This window comes from Legionella quinlivanii (genome assembly GCF_900461555.1).
Classification (GTDB): domain Bacteria; phylum Pseudomonadota; class Gammaproteobacteria; order Legionellales; family Legionellaceae; genus Legionella_C; species Legionella_C quinlivanii.
The window spans coordinates 1,129,736-1,145,786 of sequence record NZ_UGOX01000001.1 but is presented as its reverse complement, the minus strand read 5'-3'; the positions used below and the strand labels follow the sequence as shown (position 1 = coordinate 1,145,786).

The window sequence follows — 16,051 nt, the reverse complement described above, 5'->3', positions numbered from 1 at the left end:
TTATTCAAAAGGAAAGGAATTTAATATGTATACTTTATATTCAGCCCGTACTCCAAACGGCATAAAACCAACCATTATGCTTGAAGAGCTGGAAGTACCCTACTCTGTTAAAATGATTGATATTATGAGCGGTGAACAGTTCAAACCGGAATTTTTGATCATTTCGCCGAATAATAAAATTCCCGTTATCTATGACAGTGAACAGGATTTTTTTCTTTTTGAAAGCGTTGCTATTCTTCAATATCTCGCTGAAAAAAATGAGCGATTTTTACCAACTCATCTCAAAGCCAAATTTCAGGTCATGCAGTGGTGCTATTTTCAGGCGGCCCACATTGGTCCCATGTTTGGACAATACGGTCATTTCCACCGCTATGCTCCAGAGCAAGTACTTTATGCGCAAGAGCGCTATGCCAATGAAGTATTACGATTGATGGGCGTCATGGAAAAACAGCTTGCCAGCAATCCCTTTATTAGCGGAAAGGAGTATACCATCGCTGATATGGCAATATGGCCCTGGCTTTATTGTTATGAAGAATTTTATCAGGCACATATTGATGAAACACAATTCCCGGCACTAATTCGCTGGTATCGCCAGATTGCCAGGCGTCCTGCCGTGATGAGAGCACTTGACTCTTATGAGTAACCTTAAAAAGAGTTGACAGCCGAAGCAGAGGATACAAGCCAGAGAATTTTATCTGGCAGAATATACTATAATTAAGTGTCTCAACCTCAAGGATAAGCAACGTGCTTTGGATATATATTATTGTTGCTTTTGTCGCTGCCCTTTTAATGGTATTCCTTTGTATTTTTGCCATTAAAAGGCCTTCAAACAGTATCGCTTTGTGGGTAGCCATCCTAACTATTTCTCTTCTGATAGCCGCCCTTTTTGTTTATGGAATTCCTTATTACCGAGCCTCTGAATTTGAAAATTACATGAGACAGACTTATCCGGTAATGAGCCTGATTGAACAGCAATCGCCTACGGAATTTCGTGCCTATATGGATGAAGCTCAGCATGCCATTCGGCATTCCAAAGGTCAAAAAGTAGTTGCAGTGTATACAGGAGAATTCATCAATTCCCAGCTATCGAAATACATCGGAAGAGCAAGCAATCTGTCTATCTATGAATATACGTTAACGACATTGAATTGTTATCACAATCTATATAAAACAAATCCCCCGCTGGTTATCGATATGGAATTTGCCAGTTTTTTTCCCAACCATATCAATTTTGATAACCTGGAAAAAGGCACTGAAGTTTGTGGTGATACAATTACAATTGCCAAACTGAATATCATTGAGTCGGCGATAAGAAATCCCTCGCCTCCGATCACTCAGGAGGAAATAATTGCTGCGCAAATTAATCTGAGAGAAATTTTTGCGCAATTAGCAGCTAAATATGGTGAAGCAGCAATAGAAGAGACATTTACCAAACCTTACGAGGCTCTGGATAAACCTCAAATCGCTAACATTATTATTGAATTTTATGAGAAAGTCATTTTGAAAGGACAGGATAACACCGGCATCCTTTTGAAATATTTGCTGACTCAAAAAATCACCAATGAAGAGTAGGATTTTTTGCTTTGATTGAGCACTTTCTGGATGCCCCGGACAAGCCGTGGCCATATCATTACCCATAAGTAAGGAGATTGTTGTTGTATTAAAATTTCCTTACATTTGAGATAATAGAGCCTTTTAACGGCAGTAGCATCCATGGAATGGGTAGAAGATGAGCTTGGTTGCGTGAATATAGGTGATGAGCGTTTAAATAAACGAGCAAAAACGATATTAAAAAGATTGGGGGCTAATCCCAGCGCAAGTATTCCTGAAAGCTGTAAAGGTTGGCAGGAAACAAAGGCAGCATATCGGTTTTTTGAGAATGATTTAGTTACCTCAAAAAAAATTATTAAGCCCCATAGACAAGCGACGCTTAATCGAATTAAAGGCCATCCGGTAGTCTTATTACTTCAAGACACAACTACGCTGAATTATAGTGGTCAAAAAGAACGAGAAGACCTAGGTCCTCTCCAACAAGATAATGTACGGGGTTTATTTCTTCATCCCACTCTTGCGGTGACGCCTAATCGTGATTGTTTAGGGATAATTGACTATGAACAATGGTCACGAAAGCCATTGGCGCATCGAAGTGTCAAAGAGCGAAAAGCGGAGCGCTGCTCCAAAGCAATCAAGGATAAGGAAAGCTATCGTTGGGTTAGGGGGTATAAGAAAGCCTCTTGTCTTGCGAAGTTTATGCCTGATACTCAATTTATTTATATAGCGGATAGAGAAGGCGATATTTATGATATTTATCATGAAGCGAATACTGCTTTTGCAAAAGGCTCTGCAGACTGGGTGATTAGAGCCACATTTGACCGTGCTATTTTAGATGAGAATCACCCTAAAAAAAGCACTAAATTAAAAGCCAGTGTAAAAGCCTCTACAGGGGTTGGGCAAGTAACGTTTACAACCTCTTCATTTGGGAGTAGAAAAAAACGAGAAGTAACCCAAACTATTTATGCAAAAGAGGTGACTTTGCGCCCACCTCGAGAAAAAGCAAAAGAAGGTTTTACTCCCGTACAACTCACTACAATTATTGCTACAGAAACAAATCCTCCACCTGGTGAGAAAGCAATCGAATGGACTCTTTTAACAAGTATCCCTATCCCTAATTTAGAAGCTGCTTTGAAAGTAATTCATTGGTACTTGTGTCGTTGGCAGATAGAAATCTTTTTTAAAATATTGAAAAGTGGATGTACTATTGAAAAATTACAATTAAGTAATAAACAACGATTTGACCCTTGTCTTGCTCTCTATCTCATTGTCGCTTGGCGTATTTTATTCATGACCATGATTGGACGGGCTTCACCTTCCTTAAGCAGTGAGTGCCTATTTGAAACAATAGAATGGCAAACAGCCTACATTATGATTTATGAAAAACCTCCTCCGCATGAGCCACCTACCCTCAAAGAGATGCTGGGAATAATTGCTCAATTGGGCGGTTTCCTCGGACGAAAACATGATGGGGAGCCCGGCCCTGCGGTAATCTGGAAAGGCTTACGAAATCTTTATAATTGTATTAATGCGCGTGAAGTATTTACACGCGCTTTTGGCCATACTTATGGGTAATGATATGGCCGTGGCACGTAGGTACTAGGTAACTGCCCCTCTCGTCTACGCGTCCGACTCTCACGCCTACGCGCCCCAACCCTCACGCCTACGTGCCCCAACCCTCACGCCTACGTGCCCCAACCCTCACGCCTACGTGCCCCAACCCTCACGCCTACGTGCCACGGCTTGTCCGGGGCATCCAGCTCTAAGCTGCGCTCTCGGAATAAACTGCCTGGGATGTTTATTTATATCAGCTTCTGCGCGCATTAATTGCCGCTCTTAGCCTTTTAGCATCCTGAGGAGCACAGGCTTTATGATCATTATCAAAATAACAATAGACTGGCTTATTGTCCTTTTGCCATTCCAGTATTTTCCGAGCACATCCCTGGATTTCCTCTTCTGAATAAGCACCAGTATAAGGGGTTATCTCTGGTCCGTGCATACGAATATAAATAAAATCGCCGGTGACGATACTCGGAGTCTGATATTGTTTGTGATCATAAAAACAAAGGCTCATCCGCTGAGACGCCAAGAGCTCATAAAGGGCCTCACAAAACCAGCTTTTTGAGCGAAATTCAAAGGTATAGCGTAAATCTTTTGGCAAATAATCAATAAATTTCTTAAGCCGAGGTATATCAATATGCCAATAGGGCGGAAATTGAAAAAGAATAGGCCCCAGTTTATGTTCAAAATAGCGAAACGCGGTTAATAAGCGATCAACACTTTCTTCCGTATCTTCAAGCTTTTTCATATGCGTAATATAACGATTCGCCTTGCAGGAAAAGACAAAATCCTCTGGCGTTTGCTCTACCCATTTTTTTACATTATTCTCTTTGGGAAGCTGATAAAAGCTATTATTTAATTCCACTGAATCGAAGGATTTTGTGTAGCAGGGCAATACATCAGGCGATTTGATTTTGTCAGGATAAAAATTGCCAATCCAGCCTTCATAACTCCAGCCTGAGGTACCAATGTAGCAGCCATTTTGCTTATCCATAGCAGCCTTTAATTAAAGGGAACCTTTTAAATTATGGCAAAATTATGCGGGCCCTGCATAAAACTCTTCAATCCTGGATAACGCCCTTAATACTCCATAAATGCACTGGCTCAGCAATTCTCAAGATGTCCAAATTGATTACTGTTAATTGATAGAGAGCTTGTAAGTAAACTTCGCAGTTCTCCAATTCATCGGTAGAAAATGCTTTTCCCTGCTCTACTATCTTATTCATGGCTAGTTTTAACTCAGCCTGCGTCTCTGAGACTTTAAGGGGATTGACTCGTTCATAAAGACCGCCCACAACCTCTGCGAGTTGATTCAGATCAAAATTTAATTGTCTTGCAGTAGAGATGGCTTGCTGTTGGTTTACTGTTTCCTGAATATGACTCAAAGTGGCTTGCATCATCACTAATTTATCGTATTCATCATGAATAGCCTGCAGCTGAGGCAGCTTTTTCTCGTTGGTCTGACCTTCAACCTCCAGGGTTTCAAGCACCCCTCTTGTTAACCAAAATTGATTAACCAGATCAAAGGGGCGTTTCATCTTATATTCAGACATCAGTATCTGCTTGCAATTATGAATCAAGTGGCGCTTCAATTTGGCGATTTGTCTGAGCAGGATATGCCAGAGATCGGTTCGCCAAAGCACATTAGCGACTAAAAAGCTGGCAGCAATACCTATAAAAATTCCACCAAGGCGCTCTAGTGGGGGCGTTAAACTGGTCGGCGGCCCGCCTTCCTGGGCGATGGTAATTACCAAAGCCAGATTAGCCTGTAATCCAATATAAGCATCGGCAGGCCATTTGAATGAAAAATAACTGAATGCCCATACCCCCGCAAGAATCAAAATAATAAAATTATAAAGATTAAACGAAAAATAGGCTAAACTGCCTAAAGCAAGTCCGCCGCCTAACAGGCAACCTAATACCCGATGCAGACTGACGCTTTTCATTTCAAACAGGCTTTTGCGCACCGATATAACAATACTGCTGATAATTCCATTTAAACCGCCTGGCCAATTGCTGATTAACCAGAAGATCAAGGCCAGAGTTGCAGATAATCCTGCTTTAATTGAGTGCAAAATAACATCCGGATCGTTTTTTAACTGCTCCTGATGAGAAATAAAATCCGGCTTTGTTTTCCCCTTTTTTTCTTTCCCAAGCAGAACAGAATGGATATTATCCAGCATGGTATTTAACTGTCTGAAATAATGGGCGATTGCAAGATAATTTTGATACTGAGCCGGGTGCCGGGAAGTTAAGCGGTTGATCGTCTTTCTGAAATTATTGACAAGGGCCGTGGTTTTAAGGTCGGATTTGGCCTCTGGATCTTTTTGATCGCCAAGAATAGTCTTTATCTTTTTTAAATCGTTTCGTATAGCCTCAAAAATTCCTTCCAAAGCCAGTTGATCAGCAAAAACGACATTTTCACGGGTAATAAAAAAATGATTTCTCACATAATAACTGTTCATACGAATAAACGATTGGAACGACTCCAGCAATAAACGGTATTGATCCAGCTTTACCCGCTCGAAGCCAATCTCGCGGCGCATAAAACCCAGCATCTCCATCCCTTGGCGCAATTTCTTTTTGACAAGCAGATTATTTTTCTGGATTTCCGAAATCATATCCATATTCTGATCTTGCAGTGCTGAAGCAATTTCTGCGATGAGACTATCCATACTTGTGAAAATAATATCTACACTTTTATTCATTGCATCCTGAATAGTATTCGGAAAAAGGAAGAAAGCTGCGACTGCAGATACCAGTACACCCAGCCCTATTTCGGCTGGACGCCAGATGGCCACCTGAAATGCTTCTTCCGGAGAAAACGCCAGTTCGGAAATAACTATAAAAGCGCTGATCGCCAACAGCAGAAAGGCATAGGCATAGCGGCTCAGGTTATAATAATAGACGGCGATGGCGATGAGAAAAAATCCAGCCAGCAAATAGAGAAAAAAACTGTTCGCAATAAAGCCTGACATGAAATAACCAAGCCATGCCCCAATTATAGTGCCGGCGATCCGCATAATCGCTTTATCAATGATATTTCCAGTATACACATTGGCCAGAATTACAACAGTCATGCCTGCCCAGTAGGGCTTATCCAGATGCAGGGCAAAAGCAATTAAAATAGCGATCAGAGTGGATACTGCAGTTCTTATTGCCGCACGGTTTTCCAGGGTTTTCGGAAGGAAGGGAGAAATCACTTCTTCTCCGGATAGGTGATCGTTGTCGCACTGGCGCCAATACGTAAAGGGTATTCTTTGCTCACGTCATCGATAACGATGCGTACTGGAAAACGTTGAGCAATTTTAATCCAGTCTTCGGTGGCTTCCAGATAAGCCAGTGTGGAAGGAGCCACTTGTCCTGACTGAACGCGGTTGATTCCCCAACCTATACTCTCCACATGGCCGTGGAAGGTTTTTCCAGGATACATATCAAGATAAATTGTTGCCTTGTCACCTGGTTTAATCAGGCGGATTGCTGTTTCGCGGTAACGGGTTACAATCCACCAGTAACTGGTGTCAACCAGCGCAAACAAGCCTTCACCAGTATGAATGTATTGCCCGCGTCGCAGATTGAAATTGGTAATATAACCATCAGTAGGCGCAACAATCGTGGTGTGATCATAAAGATATTGCGCTTTGTGCACTTCAGCCAGTGCGGCTTTGATTTCACTATTATCAAAATTTTGCTGGGCAATTCTGAGTTTCTGCATGGCAGCCAGCACAATAGCCTGCTGTTCGCTTATCTTGGCCTCCGTATTAATCAGCTGTATTTCAGCCAAATCGCCCTGTTTTTGCAATTTTTGATAACGGCTCAAATGATCCTGGCTGAGAGCAAGCATGGATTTACTTTGCCGTAATTCTTCTTCTGCAACCTGGATGCCCAGTTTTTCATTCGCGTATCTTATTTTGGCCATATTATACTGGGCCTTGGCTTTATTTAATGCATACAGATAAGGCCGAGGGTCGATAGTAATTAGCTTGTCTCCTTTTTTTACCTTCTGATTTTCCACCACATAGATTTCGCTGATTGGACCTGAAACCAAAGCAGCCATATTGATAACATTAGCTGAGACATAAGCATCATTTGAGCGTGTGTCATAATAGGCAAAGTAACGATAGCCGGTAACAGCCAGAACGATTAGGCTGATGGTGATCACATGAGGCCAGTATTGAAATGCCGACAATCGCTCGCGGAAGGTCAAAGCTATTTTCCCTAATAACAAAACATATAATATACTGAAATTCCGAGACTTTGTTAACAAGCTCAGGGCTTAGGAACCACAATATTGGGTCCATCTTCCGCCTTTTGAGGAACTGATTTAGTCAGAGGAGAATCCGAATAAACCTGCGGGAATAAATTATAAATACTTTCCATCGAGGCTCGATCAAGACTCGCTGTGTTATTGGGATTCAGACAGGAATAGCAAAGCCAGTTTTTTTCTATTTTAAAGTAAATACTGGGATCATGAAACATGCCCCAATCGGCTTTATGATCCCTGGAAATCAGGGTGGGTAAGTCACTAGCCAAATAGCAAGCATCGAGTGCGGGATCACAGATCACCTCGTTATTAATTTTTACAATAAAATGTTTAAGCAATGACAGCAATTCCAGAGGCATAGTCTTGTTAATATCGGCTACGCGGCTACTGATTAATCGGTTTAGAATAAACTGAAAAGCGCAAAGCGCCTGATGCTTGCTGTTGCAAGCGCCTGTTTGTTTCATTGCAATATAAGAGGCCTTAATTTTATCCAGGGTCGATCCATTGCCATTTAGAATAGTCTCTATCTGCTCCTCGCTTACTTTAGCTTCATCACTTTCTGGAGCATGGGTTGGCAGTGATTTAACGTATTGAAGTGCTTCCATTGCTAATGTTTTAGGAAAAGAGCTGGGAACAGGATTTATTTCTGTGGATCTAATGAACTCAGAGATCGGCGATAGATCAGGCATGGCATCTCAATACAGTCCTTGATAATTTTAATATAGCTCAGATCCGGGAATAAAATTCTGCAGAACAAAAATTTTTATACAGCTGTTGAATAACTGGATTAATGAGCTGGATAGACTAAAATGACAAATTCGCTGCCATTAAATTGAAAATCACCGATCACTTCCATTCCCAGTTTTCTGTGTGCATTCACCGAGCGAGGATTGCTTTTAGAAACCAGCACCGTCAGCATCTCTATCTCTGGATGCGCTCGTTTCAAATACTGGCTCATGTGTTCAAATAATCCGGACATGACATTTTTGCCTCGATGCGCTTTGGCAATACAAACAGGTCCATACACACAAGTTTGGTAATCGGCAAGCGATTTTCCCTGATATTTCAATCGATTGAATTGATCGATCATCGCCTGCACTAAAGGAACATTTTTATTATAATTCAGAGTGCTGGCACATTGATAAGCACAAACCGCTTTATCCTCAACTCCCACAATAATGCCTAAATCCGCATTCATTTCTTTAAATTGTTCGGCTGTAAATCCTGCTGAAAGGAATCCATCCTGCAAATCAGAAGCCAGATTAACAGCCAGATTCTCATTTTGCAGTTCGACCATTTTTTCGAAATCAGAAACTTCAGGATTGCGATATTCCATAAGCATTATCCGCTGGATATTTTTTTTAGCTTAGCAGAAAAATATCCAGGCATTGCCAGATACAGGTTAAAATTCTATTGTTTATGCAAATTGGCTTGCAGAAGATCTCTAATCTCGACTAATAATTTTTCTTCGTTACTGATTTTCTCAGGCTCAGCCTCTTTTTTTTCCTGCAGTAAATTGATGAATTTGACCGCCACGAAAATCGCAAAAGCAATGATTGTAAAATCAATTATGGTTTGTAAAAAAGCACCCCATTTAACTACAGCGGCACCGATTTTAAAAGATTTGGCAGTAATGTTAATACCACCCAGAAGCAAACCGATTAAGGGCATTATGATGCCGTCCACCAGGGAGGAAACAATTTTGCCAAACGCGGCGCCAATGATCACTGCCACTGCCAGGTCAACCACATTACCGCGCATGGCAAACTGTTTGAATTCACTTAAAAAGCTCATCATCAAATCCTTATGATTTTCTAGCCACTATAAATCATTAAGGCAAATTGCATCGCGAAGCTTAATCTGATGCAATTTGCTTCCTATTCTATGTATTTGGATCAGTTAGTCTGGATTTGCCCCAATCCTCAAGCAAAACGGTTATCTCTGCGAGACGGCTATCCAAATCCTCAGGAGCAGGACCGCCTCCCTGTGCCATATCCTCACGGCCGCCGCCTTTACCACAAAGCATTTTCACCAGAACGGCTGCGGATGGCGCCTGGCCGACTAATGATTTTGTAATCCCGGCAATGACATTTATCTTTGCATTATCAACCGTGTACAATACAATAATGGCTCGTTCATTTGAAGATTTCAGTTGATCGAGCGTTGTCCGCATTGATTGACTATCTGCTCCATTCAATTGCTTAATCAGCACCGCAGTATCAGCGATAGTCTGCATTTCTTTCTGCAAATCACCTCCCGACTTGGCTGCCAGTTTAGTCTGCATTCGACTCAGCTCTTTTTCCTGCAGTTTAAAATCATTCAGGAACTGAGTTAATTTTTCAGCAGCAGTGCCTGCGCTGGTCTTTAATTTCGCAGCCATTTCATCCAGCAGAGCAAGCTGTTGGTTTATCCAATCCAGTGCGTAAGCACCAGTTACCATTTCAATGCGTCGAACACCACTGGCAATGCCATATTCAGCAATTATTTTAAATACACCAATATCACCTGTACGTCTTGCATGCGTACCACCACAAAGCTCCATAGAGAAATCCCCTACAGATAGTACCCTTACTTCATCACTGTATTTTTCACCAAACAAGGCGACAGCCCCGCTTTTTTTAGCCTCTTCCAGATTCATTATGCGGGTCAGTACTTCTTCATTCGCACGGATACGATCATTTACCAGCTCTTCCAGTGAACGCAGTTGCTGAGAACTTAATGCCTCAAAATGGGAGAAGTCGAAGCGTGCGCGTTCTGCATCAACCAGGGAGCCTTTCTGTTGTACATGAGGCCCGATTAGTTGTTTTAATGCGGCATGAAGCAAATGGGTCGCTGTATGATTAAGTCGAATGGCTGCCCGGCGTCTGGCATCAATCTGGGCGGAAGCTGTTTGTCCCAGTTTAATTTCACCTTCCAGTACTTCGCCATAATGGATTATTGCCTGGCCAGTGCGCTGGGTATCCTCAACCTGAAAAACCCCATGACTGGTAACTAACTGCCCTTTATCACCAACCTGTCCGCCACTTTCAGCATAGAACGGGGTATGCTCAAGAATAATGGCTCCCTTCTCGCCCTGCAACAGCTGATTGACTCGTTTATTATCCATTAATAAAGCGCTAATGGTACTCGACATGCTATCCATCTCATAACCATGAAAATGACTTGTTTCCTCAACCTGGCAAGCTGAGGAATAATCGGCGGAAAATTGACTGGCTGATTGCGATAATTCACGCTGTTGCTGCATGCACTGATTGAACCCTTCAAGATCAACCGTTAAATTTTGCTCGCGAGCGATATCCTGAGTTAAATCGAGAGGAAACCCATAGGTGTCATAGAGTTTAAACAGGATTTCTCCGGGAATTATTTGAGAGTCCAAAGTCTGGATTTGTTCCTGTAAAAGCCTTAAGCCTTGTTCCAGAGTACGAATAAACTGGTTCTCTTCCTGTGTCAGAATCCGCTCAATCTGCAGCCTTGCCTCCAACAGTTCAGGATAGGCATCCCCCATTACGTGACCTAAGGGCTCAACCAGACGGCTGAAGAAAGGCGATGGTAAACCTAATTTATTACCATGCCGAATAGCTCGCCGGATAATGCGCCTTAGCACATAGCCTCTTCCTTCATTACTGGGGGAGACGCCATCGGCTATTAAGAAAGCACAGGCGCGGATATGATCTGCAATCACTCGCAAAGACGGATGCTTCGGATCAATTCCGGGAGACATTTCCAATATAGAGCGAATCAGGAGTTGAAAACTGTCGATATCATAATTGTTATGAACGCCTTGCACCACAGCGGCAATTCGCTCCAATCCCATTCCCGTATCTACTGAAGGCTGAGGTAAGGGATGCAACTTGCCTTCCTTATCCCGATTGTACTGCATGAATACCAGGTTCCAGATCTCAATATAGCGATCGCCATCCGCATCAGGACTTCCTGGAGGCCCCCCGGCTATCTCCGGGCCATGATCATAAAAAATTTCGGTACAGGGACCACAGGGACCTGTATCCCCCATCGACCAGAAATTATCTTTATCGCCGCAGCGAGAAAAGCGCTCGGCAGAAACCTTCATTTCCTTTAGCCAGATATCAGCCGCTTCATCATCCTGTTCATAGACAGTAACCCATAGTTTTTCGGGAGGTAAGCGCAGGACGTCTGTTAAAAATCCCCAGGCAAAGCGAATCGCCTCACGCTTGAAATAATCGCCGAAACTAAAATTACCCAGCATTTCAAAAAAAGTATGATGCCTTGCAGTATATCCTACATTTTCCAAATCATTATGCTTCCCGCCGGCGCGCACACACCGTTGGGCGCTTACTGCACGGCTGTAGGCTCGCGGCTCAATTCCTAAAAAAGTTTCTTTAAACTGAACCATCCCGGCATTGGTAAATAATAAGGTAGGGTCATTTCCGGGAATCAGCGGGCTTGATTCCACAAACTGATGGCCATTGCCGATAAAATAATCAAAAAATGCTTGTCTAATTTCTGAACTTTTCATAATTCACAACTTCTTGTTAAGATTATCAGAATAGATTGAGCCTTCCAGCGAACGAAGTAACCCAATCTCATAGTCTCCGATCTATTATTTAAATAGTTTATTAATTATCTCAAAAGAAAAACCACGATTTTGCAAAAAGCGCTGTTGTTTCTGCCGAGCAACAAAATCCTGCTCCTCTATTTGCCTGAATTTCTTTTGTATCACTTCCCTGGCGAGAGTTTCCCAGGACAGATTCTGCTCATTGATTATTTCCAGTATAAGATCTTTTGCCAGACCTTTGAGCTGCAATTCCTGTATAATTCGCTGCGGACCATATCCTTGCCCGATGCGCTGACGACAGAATGAAGCAATGAACCGTTCATCACTTTGATAATTAAGCTGCTGGCATTTGTCCACAGCATTTTCAATATCAAGCCTTTCAAATCCCTTGTGAGCCAGTTTTTGAGCCAATTCATTTGCTCCGTGCTCTCGCCTGGCCAGCAAGCGAAGAGCACTGTCAAAGGCTTTACTCATCCATCATCTCTATATCTTCTTCCATCACCGCCGCCGTCATTTTTTTCTCCAGCAACTCGGCGCGAATTAACCGCTCCAGCTCTACTGCCACTTCAGGATGTTCTTTAAGATAAACCCGGACATTGTCTTTCCCTTGTCCAATTTTTTCCTGCTTATAACTATACCAGGCGCCTGCTTTTTCAATCAGTCCCAGCTGGGTTCCCAGATTAATGATTTCACTCTCGCGGGAAATCCCTTCATTATAAAGAATATCAAAATCAGTGGTTCTAAATGGCGGCGCGACTTTGTTTTTGACCACTTTAACACGGGTTTCGCTACCCAATACTTCTTCGCCTTTTTTAATGGAGCCAGTACGGCGAATATCCAAACGAACTGAAGCATAAAACTTGAGCGCATTACCGCCTGTGGTCGTTTCAGGATTACCAAACATCACGCCAATTTTCATACGGATCTGATTAATGAAGATCACCAGTGTATTGGATCGCTTGATATTGGCTGTTAATTTACGCAATGCCTGCGACATGAGTCGAGCCTGCAAACCCACATGAGTATCACCCATTTCCCCTTCGATTTCTGCTTTGGGAGTCAGAGCTGCGACAGAATCCACTACAATAACATCCACTGCGGCAGAACGAACCAGCATATCTGTAATTTCAAGTGCCTGCTCCCCGGTATCTGGTTGTGAAACCAGCAGGTCGTCTACATTGACGCCCAGCTTAGCCGCATAACCAGGATCCAGAGCATGTTCTGCGTCCACGAAGGCTGCAGTTCCGCCCGCTTTTTGGCATTCAGCAATAACCTGCAAGGTTAATGTGGTTTTACCCGAGGATTCAGGTCCGTAGATTTCTACAATTCGCCCCTTGGGCAAACCGCCAATGCCTAAGGCAATGTCCAATCCCAGAGAGCCGGTTGAAATCGCCTCGATATCGCGCTCAGCAGGGTTATCTCCCATGCGCATGACAGAACCTTTCCCAAATTGTCTTTCTATTTGTGCCAGAGCAGCACTTAGTGCTTTTTGCTTGTTGTTATCCATCGTATTATCCAAAGTATGCAAAGCGCAAATTATCACATAGATATGGATAGGCAGCAAAATTTTTATGAGATCGAGCGTAATTATCAGGCTGATAAAGACACTTTACTGAGTAGAAAGCAATGCCAGTATTCCTGTCAGGGCTTTTCTGCAGGCGCGCGTTCGTATCTGATGTCGGGAACAGTTGCTGAAATGGCAATGTTCGGTACGCACAATATTCCGGGTTCGGGATGCATATCCAAACCAGACTGTACCAACCGGTTTTTCAATACTTCCTCCCTCGGGTCCGGCAATACCGGTAATTGAAAGCGAAATGCTGGCCTTGCTATGTTGCAAAGCGCCCAGCGCCATGGCTTCGGCAACCTGTTGACTAACAGCCCCATATTGCTCAATAAGCAGAGAATCAACACCCAGCATCTCTTGCTTGGAAAGATTACTGTAGCAAACAAAACCACGCTCAAACCACTGCGAACTGCCTGGAATCTCCGTGAGCTCGCTGGCGACTAGCCCTCCAGTACAAGACTCCGCAGTAGCAATACAATGGCCTTTTGCTAAAAATAGTTCTTTTAATTGATAGAGTAGTGCTTCCATAGGTCACAAATAAAAAAAGCCCCTTTTCAGGGGCTTTGAAATTATTGATTATTATCGTTAGTTTTAGTTGTTTCAGTAGTCGTTGTAGTAGTTGCAGAACCTTGATCTGCTTTCCCATCATTGTTTTGATCAGTGCCTTGTTGCTCAACAGTAGTAGTAGACTCTACCTTTTTCTCAGCGTTGTCACCGCAAGCAGATAACACTAACGCAGTACAAGCTGCTAAAACTAACAGAACCATTCTTCTCATTTTATTCTCCCTGGTTTAATTTCAAAGTCACTCCCACCTCTAGTTTAACAAAAATTTATCTTAAGTGAAGGAGTTAACTCAATTCCCTGTTAACTTTAGACCAAAAACCTGAAATCATCAATCTATTGATTAATTGGAATTATTAACTGGATATTTTCTATCCACTCCCTGAAGATCGATTTCGAGAAAATTGGTGATGCGAATGGTTGCCGGACTTGCCGCAGGAGTAAATTTAACTTCAATATTCCGCTCACTTCCATTTACCAGCTCGGAGGTACGAGTCACTGTCATTACTTCCGTTAACTCGAGAGGATTTTTTTCAGCATCTGTCTTTTCTGAGGTTAGAAAATAAATTATGGCCTGTAAGCTTCGTTGAGCATTTAAGCTTTCAAACATTCTTAAATAAAGGTAAATTCCCTGCAAAAAGCCATCCGCATGATGTCCAATATGCCCGTGGGAAAAAATCGCCGGATTTGTCAGGTTAATTGGAAAATTCATGGTAATTTTTTTTATTGTTTTTCCGGCGACAACAGACGTTGTAGTGGTCTCGGAAAACATGCGTTGATAAAAATAAAACAGCTTGCCATTCGCAGCATGAATGGATTTCCATATGCCCAAATCTTCAGGCAAAGCTTCTTTAATCAGGCTGTTATCACTCAGTAAAATAATTAAGTGCCGCAGATTTTCAAATTTAACAGGCTTGCAATATTTAATTGACGCCACACCATCATTAAGAGCAAGAATGTTTCTTCCATTAATCTGATGAGTTTGCAGAGCGCTTTTATTAATTAAACTGGCCTCAGGAATTTTTAACTCGAAAAATTCACTGGCCGTTGAATCTGAAAACTCAAGCGGAATGAATTGCACATTCTTACTGATCACCGGATCACGAATAGGGATTTTATTACTCTCAACATAGATGCCTTTTACGCTGTCCTTCAGACCAAAATTGGAACGCGTTCTCGGCAACTCGTCTCTTGCCTGTCCGGTAACGGGGTCTTTCACTTGCTTCCAGATATCAAACGGCGCATTCACAAACTCAATTCCAATGGCTCGGCTATTGGTGATTTCCCCATGCGGTACATTGCCGGCAATATCCGCCATCTGATAAATCGTTCCCTTATTGTCCTTGACATTGGCCACGCAAAAATGAGCGGGCACATTAAAGACCGCAGTACTGTCCATTTCCATACCGGCTGTTTCATGAAGAAGAATCTGCGAGGGTCTGCCCACACTGCGCGAAGAAATGGATTGCAGAGTCGCTGCCTTCCAGTTTTTGAAAAGAATATCATTATTGGAAATGGCATATTCTTCTGTAAAAGCGACCAGTCGATTTTCATTTTCGGGAATATGGGATGCATATTTTCTCTGCGTCACACCATTGGTACGGCTGTCCCAAACCAGGGCTGACTCACTTTGAATAGAAATAACAGAGTCGGCATCGGTTTTCATGCGCCGGTCATTATCAATGGGAAAATTATTGATGTTGGGAAGATTTCGGTGCCATTCGATATAACTGCGGGCAATGGTTCCATGACACTCAAAGACTTCTGCTTTTCCGGTTGCCTCATAATTTTTTTTATTGAAAAAGAACACCACATAATGAATGTCCACAGGCGTATATTCATAAATATCCACCTTAAAGTACCCGGTATTGGAAATCAGATTAATCACCTCATCCTTTCGGTAAGGCTTTCCAGAAGCAAAAAACTGATCTTCTGCTTTTTTGAATGCGTCCTGTACATCAGAACCATAATTATCCATTTGCCGAGTTGCCGGCCTGGTAACTCCATTCATTG

15 protein-coding genes are annotated in these 16,051 nt (G+C 42.5%); 3 read left to right on the top strand and 12 right to left on the bottom strand.

Translation table 11 applies throughout. The features are described 5' to 3' along the window. Positions 1-25: 25 nt before the first annotated feature. From DYH61_RS04810 to DYH61_RS04800, 3 genes are all read left to right on the top strand, one after another. Entirely contained in the window at positions 26-643 is a 618-nt protein-coding gene (locus DYH61_RS04810) for a glutathione S-transferase C-terminal domain-containing protein (RefSeq protein ID WP_058508928.1), read from the top strand. A 101-nt stretch (positions 644-744) separates the two neighbouring features. Further along, complete coding sequence (locus DYH61_RS04805) at positions 745-1,572, top strand: hypothetical protein (RefSeq protein WP_058508927.1); 828 nt, start codon at positions 745-747, stop codon at positions 1,570-1,572. Positions 1,573-1,713: 141 nt separating this feature from the next. Then, positions 1,714-3,126, top strand: a complete 1,413-nt coding sequence (locus DYH61_RS04800; RefSeq protein ID WP_058508923.1) for an IS4 family transposase — start codon at positions 1,714-1,716, stop codon at positions 3,124-3,126. Positions 3,127-3,358: 232 nt separating this feature from the next. Here DYH61_RS04800 and DYH61_RS04795 read toward each other — a convergent pair whose 3' ends face one another. From DYH61_RS04795 to DYH61_RS04740, 12 genes are all read right to left on the bottom strand, one after another. Continuing rightward, positions 3,359-4,105, bottom strand: a complete 747-nt coding sequence (locus DYH61_RS04795) for a DUF72 domain-containing protein (RefSeq protein WP_058506198.1) — start codon at positions 4,103-4,105, stop codon at positions 3,359-3,361. Positions 4,106-4,172: 67 nt separating this feature from the next. Next, positions 4,173-6,314, bottom strand: coding sequence for an FUSC family protein (locus tag DYH61_RS04790; protein ID WP_058506197.1), 2,142 nt, complete (start codon positions 6,312-6,314; stop codon positions 4,173-4,175). Further along, positions 6,311-7,318, bottom strand: coding sequence for an HlyD family secretion protein (locus tag DYH61_RS04785; protein ID WP_234999847.1), 1,008 nt, complete (start codon positions 7,316-7,318; stop codon positions 6,311-6,313). The genes DYH61_RS04790 and DYH61_RS04785 overlap by 4 nt, the downstream gene beginning before the upstream one ends. 62 nt (positions 7,319-7,380) lie before the next feature. Beyond that, positions 7,381-8,064, bottom strand: a complete 684-nt coding sequence (locus DYH61_RS04780) for a hypothetical protein (protein WP_058506196.1) — start codon at positions 8,062-8,064, stop codon at positions 7,381-7,383. Positions 8,065-8,162: 98 nt separating this feature from the next. Further along, complete coding sequence (locus DYH61_RS04775) at positions 8,163-8,711, bottom strand: GNAT family N-acetyltransferase (protein ID WP_058506195.1); 549 nt, start codon at positions 8,709-8,711, stop codon at positions 8,163-8,165. A 74-nt stretch (positions 8,712-8,785) separates the two neighbouring features. Continuing rightward, on the bottom strand, positions 8,786-9,169 hold the full coding sequence (mscL, locus tag DYH61_RS04770; protein ID WP_058506194.1) for a large-conductance mechanosensitive channel protein MscL: 384 nt from the start codon (positions 9,167-9,169) through the stop codon (positions 8,786-8,788). 88 nt (positions 9,170-9,257) lie between these two features. Further along, a complete protein-coding gene (gene alaS / locus DYH61_RS04765) occupies positions 9,258-11,870 on the bottom strand; it encodes an alanine--tRNA ligase (protein ID WP_058506193.1) in 2,613 nt (870 codons plus the stop codon). A gap of 84 nt (positions 11,871-11,954) precedes the next feature. After that, positions 11,955-12,383, bottom strand: a complete 429-nt coding sequence (gene recX / locus DYH61_RS04760) for a recombination regulator RecX (RefSeq protein ID WP_058506192.1) — start codon at positions 12,381-12,383, stop codon at positions 11,955-11,957. Beyond that, positions 12,376-13,416, bottom strand: a complete 1,041-nt coding sequence (gene recA, locus DYH61_RS04755; protein WP_058506191.1) for a recombinase RecA — start codon at positions 13,414-13,416, stop codon at positions 12,376-12,378. The genes recX and recA overlap by 8 nt, the downstream gene beginning before the upstream one ends. 102 nt (positions 13,417-13,518) lie before the next feature. Further along, entirely contained in the window at positions 13,519-14,004 is a 486-nt protein-coding gene (locus tag DYH61_RS04750) for a CinA family protein (RefSeq protein ID WP_058506190.1), read from the bottom strand. A 41-nt stretch (positions 14,005-14,045) separates the two neighbouring features. After that, complete coding sequence (locus DYH61_RS04745) at positions 14,046-14,252, bottom strand: hypothetical protein (RefSeq protein ID WP_058506189.1); 207 nt, start codon at positions 14,250-14,252, stop codon at positions 14,046-14,048. 129 nt (positions 14,253-14,381) lie between these two features. Continuing rightward, positions 14,382-16,049: a peptidoglycan recognition protein family protein gene (locus tag DYH61_RS04740; protein WP_058506188.1), complete on the bottom strand. Its 1,668-nt coding sequence runs from the start codon at positions 16,047-16,049 to the stop codon at positions 14,382-14,384. Positions 16,050-16,051: the final 2 nt, after the last annotated feature.

What these genes read in the sequence shown, in the direction of transcription:
- DYH61_RS04750 (WP_058506190.1), bottom strand. Translation starts at nt 14,004, where the DNA reads ATGGAAGCACTACTCTATCAATTAAAAGAACTATTTTTAGCAAAAGGC.
- alaS (WP_058506193.1), bottom strand. Translation starts at nt 11,870, where the DNA reads ATGAAAAGTTCAGAAATTAGACAAGCATTTTTTGATTATTTTATCGGC.
- DYH61_RS04795 (WP_058506198.1), bottom strand. Translation starts at nt 4,105, where the DNA reads ATGGATAAGCAAAATGGCTGCTACATTGGTACCTCAGGCTGGAGTTAT.
- DYH61_RS04800 (WP_058508923.1), top strand. Translation starts at nt 1,714, where the DNA reads ATGGAATGGGTAGAAGATGAGCTTGGTTGCGTGAATATAGGTGATGAG.
- DYH61_RS04745 (WP_058506189.1), bottom strand. Translation starts at nt 14,252, where the DNA reads ATGAGAAGAATGGTTCTGTTAGTTTTAGCAGCTTGTACTGCGTTAGTG.
- DYH61_RS04740 (WP_058506188.1), bottom strand. Translation starts at nt 16,049, where the DNA reads ATGAATGGAGTTACCAGGCCGGCAACTCGGCAAATGGATAATTATGGT.
- DYH61_RS04810 (WP_058508928.1), top strand. Translation starts at nt 26, where the DNA reads ATGTATACTTTATATTCAGCCCGTACTCCAAACGGCATAAAACCAACC.
- DYH61_RS04775 (WP_058506195.1), bottom strand. Translation starts at nt 8,711, where the DNA reads ATGGAATATCGCAATCCTGAAGTTTCTGATTTCGAAAAAATGGTCGAA.
- recX (WP_058506192.1), bottom strand. Translation starts at nt 12,383, where the DNA reads ATGAGTAAAGCCTTTGACAGTGCTCTTCGCTTGCTGGCCAGGCGAGAG.
- DYH61_RS04780 (WP_058506196.1), bottom strand. Translation starts at nt 8,064, where the DNA reads ATGCCTGATCTATCGCCGATCTCTGAGTTCATTAGATCCACAGAAATA.
- recA (WP_058506191.1), bottom strand. Translation starts at nt 13,416, where the DNA reads ATGGATAACAACAAGCAAAAAGCACTAAGTGCTGCTCTGGCACAAATA.
- mscL (WP_058506194.1), bottom strand. Translation starts at nt 9,169, where the DNA reads ATGAGCTTTTTAAGTGAATTCAAACAGTTTGCCATGCGCGGTAATGTG.